Annotated in this window: 5 protein-coding genes; all 5 read right to left on the bottom strand. The window is 49.5% G+C overall.

Features of this window, described 5'->3' with window-relative positions; all coding sequences use genetic code 11:
• Positions 1-1051 (bottom strand): IS91-like element ISVsa3 family transposase (locus FTT89_RS14230; RefSeq protein ID WP_167788572.1); only part of this gene is annotated, 1051 nt, incomplete at its 3' end.
• 210 nt (positions 1052-1261) lie between these two features.
• Positions 1262-1486, bottom strand: coding sequence for a hypothetical protein (locus FTT89_RS14225; protein ID WP_000743213.1), 225 nt, complete (start codon positions 1484-1486; stop codon positions 1262-1264).
• Positions 1483-2220: a recombinase family protein gene (locus tag FTT89_RS14220; RefSeq protein WP_001366550.1), complete on the bottom strand. Its 738-nt coding sequence runs from the start codon at positions 2218-2220 to the stop codon at positions 1483-1485. The genes FTT89_RS14225 and FTT89_RS14220 overlap by 4 nt, the downstream gene beginning before the upstream one ends.
• 148 nt (positions 2221-2368) lie before the next feature.
• Entirely contained in the window at positions 2369-3535 is a 1167-nt protein-coding gene (gene tet(X), locus FTT89_RS14215) for a tetracycline-inactivating monooxygenase Tet(X) (RefSeq protein WP_160243712.1), read from the bottom strand.
• A 189-nt stretch (positions 3536-3724) separates the two neighbouring features.
• Positions 3725-4390, bottom strand: coding sequence for a tyrosine-type recombinase/integrase (locus FTT89_RS14210; protein WP_015060916.1), 666 nt, complete (start codon positions 4388-4390; stop codon positions 3725-3727).
• Between the last annotated feature and the right edge of the window lie 410 nt (positions 4391-4800).

The following is a 4800-nucleotide window of genomic DNA, read 5'->3' as shown; positions in this document are numbered from 1 at the left end:
TCTTGAGCTGGTAGCGCACGTTGCCGCCTCGTGTTAACGACAGCCGCTTCTCGGATACCGCCGGGCGGCTGATGTACCGGCACAGCCGTTCGAGCTTCTTGCGTTCATCGGCCCTGGCCGCCACGCCGGCGTGCAGGCTGGACCCGGCTACCTTGCCAATCCCGTCACCGAACGGATCACCACTGGTCGGCAGAGTTTGCAAAGTGAACACCTTTCGCCCCGCCTGTGAACCGACAGCGATACGGTAAGTGATCGAGTGCCCCAGCAGGGGTGTCATCGGGTCGTCATCCACCGCATCCGAGGCCAGATAGCTGTTTTCGACATCCCGTTCCAGCAGGCCTTGCCGTTCCAGATAGCGACCCACCCGGTGGGCGATGGTGTGCGTCAGCTGGGTGAGCTCTGGGCTGGTCGGCGCCTTGACCCAGCGGAAACGCGCTGAGCCGTGGGATTGCTCGACATACACACCGTCGAGAAACAGCATGTGGAAGTGAACATTCAGATTGAGCGCCGATCCAAAACGCTGGATCAGGGTGACCGCGCCCGTCTTGGCCACTTGGTGGGTATGGCCCGCTTTCTTGACCAGGTGCGTGGCAATGACGCGGTAAACGATGCCCAGCACCCACCCCATGATCTCGGGCCGGCTGGCAAACAGGAAACGCAGCTGAAACGGGAAGCTCAACACCCACTGACGCATGGGTTGTTCAGGCAGTACTTCATCAACCAGCAAGGCGGCACTTTCGGCCATCCGCCGCGCCCCACAGCTCGGGCAGAAACCGCGACGCTTACAGCTGAAAGCGACCAGGTGCTCGGCGTGGCAAGACTCGCAGCGAACCCGTAGAAAGCCATGCTCCAGCCGCCCGCATTGGAGAAATTCTTCAAATTCCCGTTGCACATAGCCCGGCAATTCCTTTCCCTGCTCTGCCATAAGCGCAGCGAATGCCGGGTAATACTCGTCAACGATCTGATAGAGAAGGGTTTGCTCGGGTCGGTGGCTCTGGTAACGACCAGTATCCCGATCCCGGCTGGCCGTCCTGGCCGCCACATGAGGCATGTTCCGCGTCCTTGCAATACTGTGTTTACATACAGTCTATCGCTTAGCGGAAAGTTCTTTTACCCTCAGCCGAAATGCCTGCCGTTGCTAGACATTGCCAGCCAGTGCCCGTCACTCCCACTCGATTGTAAACAAGCACACAAAACCCTTTAGTGACAACAATTTGCAAGAACTATCAGGCTCAGTGCCATGAAAAATACCATGACCAGATCATGAGGTTGAACACGGCTTGCGCCGGCAGCGTTCACGCTCCTGGTCGGCGATCTCGCCCGGCTGCAATGCTAGCTCAGCATCGGTCATGCGCTCCAGCACGTCGCGTAGGCGGATGGTGCAAGGAATGGGCGGCAGCTCGAACTCATAGCCGCCGGCGATCATTTCGGCCGCAATCTCCTCGGTGATGAAAAACGGCTCGTCGTCTTGGTTCGGCTTCTTCATGCCCTTTCCTCCTGGCGCTCATCCTGGCCGACAGCGGCCAGGGCATCGGCTTCCGTCAATGCGTCCTCCACGAACGCGCCGTGCTGCTTCGCTTCGGCCTGGCTGACCTCGGCCCATATCCGTTTCACCTGGGCCGCACTGTACCCGGCCAGCTCGGCGGTCTTGTTGATGCTGTAGCCGGACTTGCGCAGCGCGACAACTTGGGCGCGGCGCTTCGGATCAGCACGGCGGCCCTTGTACCGCCCGGCCTGGCGGGCCAACTCAATGCCTTGGCGCTGGCGTTCGCGCCTGTCCTCGTAGTCGTCGCGGGCCATCTGCAAGGCCAGGCGAAAAAGCATGATCTGCACGGCTTCCAGCACGATCTTGGCGACGCCCTGGGCCTCGGCCGCCAGGTCGGATAGATCGACCACGCCAGGGACGGCCAGGCGTGCGCCTTTGGCCTGTATCGAGGCCACCAGGCGCTCGGCCTCGGGCAAAGGTAGGCGGCTGATGCGGTCGATCTTCTCGGCAATGACCACCTCGCCGGGCTGTAGGTCGCCGATCATGCGCAGCAGCTCAGGCCGGTCGGCGCGTGCGCCGGATGCCTTCTCACGGTAGATGCCGGCGACGTAGTAGCCGGCGGCCTTCGCGGCCGTAGTGATCGCCTCTTGGCGTTCCAAGTCCTGCGCGTCGGTGCTGACGCGCAGATAGACCCGCGCCACCATCGGCGCGGCTACTGGCTTCGTCCTGCGCATACTTGCGGGCTCCTTTGGGCATACTCAAATGCACCCATCTTAAACTGGCAGCTAATGTACAAAAGTTGATAGAAGCACACAAGTTCAATTTTGCACTTCTGCCCCACTATTGCAAAACTGCTTGTTAGTAGCCGTTTTTTCTTACTGTTTATAGATTCAATAATTTTTGAAACGAAAAATTGGGACTAAACATTTCGGTTTCGTTTTCTGTCGATTCGTCCTGCGTATCTTTTGCATAAACAAACATTTGTTGTTCGTAGTTTTCGATGGCATTTTCAATACTTGTAAATTCTCCGTTTGTAAGGTTTTCAGACAATATCAAAGCATCCAATAATCCCGTATTTACACCCTGTCCTGCAAAAGGCGACATCAAATGAGCAGCATCGCCAATCATTGTTATGGGTAATGGACGGTTACTTTTCCAATCATTGTTCAAAGGAAATTTCCTTGTGGGCAAGCATTGAAATGTTGATACCGAACGTATTAATTGTTTGTAAACTTCACTCCATTTGGAAAATCTTTTCAATAAAAAATCGGCAACGCTGTTTCTGTCCTGAAAATCTAAGGGAATTTTATTTTTCCATTCATCGGGCGTTTTAAAACTAATTCCTAAATACAATGCACCATTATTATTGGGATTGGCAAACAATAAAATGCCCTGATGTCCCGCCATTAATCGGTTGCCGTTGCATAGCTGAAAAAATCCGGGACAGTTTATTTCCGGTTGAAGAATATCAGCTTGGATGTTGAAAGTACCGGTTTCTTCAACTTGCGTGTCGGTAACAAAGCTCCTTATTTTCGACATTCCACCATTGGCAAGAATAACCAAATCTGCTGTTTCACTCGGTTTATTCTCAAAAGTTAGTGTCCACTTCTTCTTACCAGGTTCAAGCATAACAAGTTTTCTATCCCAAATAACCGTGTCGTTTTCTAAACTATTCAACAAGATAGCCCTTAAGTCATTTCTGTTTATTTCAGGATTGTCAAATCGATTTTCGGGCTTTACATTTTTTGTGGATAAAATATTGCCTTTTTCATCAGCAATATTTACACCCATTGGTAAGGCTAAGTCATAATAAGTTTGTAACAATCCCGCTTTTTTCATTGCTTCCTGACCTGAACCTTTGTGTAGGTCAAGGGTTCCACCAAAAATTCTTGCCTCTCGGTCGTTGTCTCTTTCGTAAACTGAAACGTCTATGCCGTTTTGCTGTAATAATTTTGCCATAGTCAGTCCAACGGGTCCACCACCAATTATTGCAACGTTCTTATCACTAAGTAAATTCATTTGTTTGTCTCTATCTATTCGCATTGTCATTCAAAAATGGCACATAACAAGTGGCTATACGCCAAATGGCGTATATATCCACTATATCTTATTTTGCTAAACCTTTCATTATCAGTGACAAATCCGTTTTCAACCGTTTACCGTTCGTTTCTACTCTCTCAAAAGGATTTATATTCATAGTGCTTTTTGTTAAGTTTTGCTCAAATATACAAATCCTTTCTATATATCTAACAAATCCATCGGACTTTTTAATTGTTCCATTCCCTTGGTGGTAATATGTGTATAAACCTCAGTTGTTTTACTGCTTGAATGACCTAACAACGATTGAATATAACGTAAACTCGTACCATTCTCAAGCAAATGCGTTGCAAAGCTATGTCGTAAGGTATGTACAGTAACTTCCTTTTGAATCTTTGCTTTTAAAACAGCTGCTTTAAAAATGTTTTGAATACTTCGGCTTGAGTATGCGCCACCTTTTTGACCTTCAAATAAATAATCTTTTGGTTTATATTCCATAAAGTATGTTCTTAAAATAATTAATGTTTTCTCAGATAAAATGGTATAACGATCTCTTTTTCCTTTTGACTGTTCTATACGAATTTGCATGCGCTTGGAGTCAATGTCTTTTATTTTCAGGTTTATACATTCAGAAATGCGCAAACCTGCCGAATAAATAGTCATCAGAATAGCCTTGTGTTTCACGTTTTCAATAGCGCGTAGTACCCGAATGGTTTCTTCTTCACTCATCACAACAGGAAGTGTTTTTTCTTTTTTTGGTCTTTCGATGAAATATGTTTTCCGTTGTCCACCCAAAACACGTTCGTAATAAAACTTAATCGCATTGATTGCCTGGTTTTGATAAGATATTGAAACTTTTCGCTCCATAACCAAATGTCGGAGAAATGATTGTATATGTCCTTCATTCAATCGATCGACGTATAGGAAGAATAAACGCCCTTTTCACCCAAGTCCAACAGCTTTGGACCGCAGTTGACTCTTTCGACACCCCTGCGATGCAACCCAATCCGGCTGACGGGGAGCCAGCAACGCTGAAAATTTACCCTCCTCTTTCCCACTAGCGGCTCCTTTTCCGACAACCAGCACGGCGGATCCCTGCCGCGGCGCTGTGAACGCAGCATTTTGATTGGTATCGTTGGCCTTCAGGCTCGTCAGTCAAACAGACCCAGGAGCAGCTCAGCCGGTGGCGCCCGGCTTTCGGGTAACGCCCTGGTCCCGCTGGTTTCGGCTTTGTGCTTCAGGTGATCAAGGATCTGCTTGATCACTATAGGGTCTTC

Origin of the sequence: Acinetobacter sp. YH01025, from assembly GCF_013420185.1 — a bacterium.
GTDB classification, from domain to species: Bacteria; Pseudomonadota; Gammaproteobacteria; order Pseudomonadales; family Moraxellaceae; genus Acinetobacter; species Acinetobacter indicus.
The sequence above is the reverse complement of the archived record's forward strand: the minus strand, read 5'-3'. Positions and strand labels throughout refer to the sequence as shown.

Bases quoted from the DNA above. Each gene is read 5' to 3' on its own strand.
- FTT89_RS14220 (WP_001366550.1), bottom strand. From the start codon at position 2,220: ATGCGCAGGACGAAGCCAGTAGCCGCGCCGATGGTGGCGCGGGTCTAT.
- FTT89_RS14225 (WP_000743213.1), bottom strand. From the start codon at position 1,486: ATGAAGAAGCCGAACCAAGACGACGAGCCGTTTTTCATCACCGAGGAG.
- FTT89_RS14210 (WP_015060916.1), bottom strand. From the start codon at position 4,390: ATGGAGCGAAAAGTTTCAATATCTTATCAAAACCAGGCAATCAATGCG.